The 1,115-nt window shown below is 56.7% G+C and carries 1 protein-coding gene; it reads left to right on the top strand.

The features are described from left to right. Window positions 1–65: 65 nt before the first annotated feature. Entirely contained in the window at window positions 66–1,067 is a 1,002-nt protein-coding gene (locus QTL94_RS24850) for an IS30 family transposase (RefSeq protein ID WP_065694384.1), read from the top strand. Window positions 1,068–1,115 lie beyond the last annotated feature (48 nt).

Below are 1,115 nucleotides of genomic sequence, written 5' to 3'. Positions count from 1 at the left end.
GGTACATTCTATTTCCAAGTGCGACATGCCAATGATTTCAACGGCTTCACTTTGGAGATTTTGGCATGTCCCGATGCTATACGCAGCTTGCTCTCGCCGACCGACGACGCCTACATCAGCTGGTGGCGGCAAAAGTTCCCATCAACGAAATGGCCCGTCAGCTTGGCCGCCATCGTTCGACGATTTACCGCGAGATCAAGCGCAACACGTTTCGCGATCGTGAACTGCCGGACTACGACGGCTACTACAGCACGGTAGCTCACGATATCTCCAAGGACCGGCGACGCCGGCTGAGAAAGCTGCGGCGGCACCCGAATTTACGCACGGAGATCATCACCCAGTTGGAGGCACGCTGGTCTCCGGAGCAGATTGCCGGGCGCCTGTTGTTAGAGGGGCGCAGCCTCGTCCGCGTCTGTAAAGAGACAATCTACCGCTTCATTTACAGCAAGGAAGATTACGGGCTTGGCCTCTATCAGTATCTACCGGAAGCGCGTCGCAAACGTCGTCCACTGCGCTCCAGGAAGCCGCGCGACGGTGTGTTTCCAGCCTCGCACCGCATATCCCAACGTCCTGATTTTATTGGAGATAGATCGCAGTTTGGACATTGGGAGGGCGACCTCCTCATCTTTGAGCGTCCACTCGGCCATGCCAATGTCACGTCGCTCGTCGAGCGCAAGAGCCGCTACACCGTTCTCATCAAGAATCCAAGCCGGCATTCTCGCCCGATCATGGACAAGATCATCAGAGCTTTTTCGCCTTTGCCGGCCTTTGCGCGTCAGAGCTTCACGTTTGATCGCGGTACCGAGTTTGCCGGATTCAGGGCTTTGGAAGAAGGGATCGGCGCGCATAGCTGGTTTTGCGACCCAAGTGCGCCGTGGCAAAAAGGAACCGTCGAGAACACCAACAAGCGCGTTCGACGTTTCCTGCCGGGCACCACAGACCTGGCAATTGTGTCACAACGCGACCTTCTCCATCTCGGGCGCCATATCAACGATCAACCGCGCAAATGCCTCGGATACAGGACACCGACCGAAGTGTTCATGGCGCATTTGCAAGAGGGAGGCTGATCCCCTACCCTTGAAGACGGGCATGACGCACTTGGGTTAGCTTCTCCA

This window comes from Rhizobium sp. S96, assembly GCF_030382195.1.
Taxonomy (GTDB): Bacteria; Pseudomonadota; Alphaproteobacteria; order Rhizobiales; family Rhizobiaceae; genus Rhizobium.
This window is presented reverse-complemented; position numbering and strand designations above follow the sequence as displayed.

What these genes read in the sequence shown, in the direction of transcription:
- QTL94_RS24850 (WP_065694384.1), top strand. Translation starts at nt 66, where the DNA reads ATGTCCCGATGCTATACGCAGCTTGCTCTCGCCGACCGACGACGCCTA.